Origin of the sequence: Devosia chinhatensis, from assembly GCF_000969445.1 — a bacterium.
Classification (GTDB): domain Bacteria; phylum Pseudomonadota; class Alphaproteobacteria; order Rhizobiales; family Devosiaceae; genus Devosia; species Devosia chinhatensis.
Genome location: NZ_JZEY01000062.1, coordinates 1 through 516, shown reverse-complemented (window position 1 = coordinate 516; position 516 = coordinate 1). Strand labels below are relative to the sequence as shown.

Genomic DNA, 516 nt, shown 5'->3' with positions numbered 1-516 from the left:
CTTCACGCCCTCGTCCTCCTGTTCCTTGCCATCCTCGCTCTTCCCTCCTCTCTTCCTCTACTTCTCCTTTTCTTCTCCTTCTATCTCCTTCCCCGTCCTCCTCTCCCTTCTCTCTGCCTTCTCTTCTCCTCCCCTCTCCTTCCCTCTCCCTTTTTTTTTTTCTTTTCTTCCTTTTCCTTTTTCCCCGCTTTTTCTCCGTTTCTCCCCCCTCCCCCCTCTTCCCCCTTTCCTTCCTCCTTCCCTCCTCCTCTCTTTCCCCCCCTTTCGTTCCTCCTTTTCTTTCTCCTTCCTTCCTTCTCTCCTCCCTTCCCTCCCCTTCCCTTTCTCCCCTTCCCCTCTTCTCTCCTCTTCCTTTCTTCCCCTCCTTTCCTTCCCTTTCCTTCCCCCTCCCCCTCCCCCCTCTCCCCCCTCCTTCTCTCTCTCCTCCCCCCCTCCCCCCTCTCCCCTCTCCCTTCCCCTCCTCTCCCCTCTTCTCCCCCCCCCCTCCTCCCTCCTCCCTCCTCCTCTCTCTCTTTT

At 57.8% G+C, this 516-nt stretch carries 1 protein-coding gene; it reads right to left on the bottom strand.

Annotated elements, in window-relative coordinates:
• Window positions 1–57: 57 nt before the first annotated feature.
• Window positions 58–516, bottom strand: a 459-nt coding sequence (locus VE26_RS19095; RefSeq protein ID WP_046106493.1) for a hypothetical protein, incomplete at its 5' end; no start/stop codon positions are given.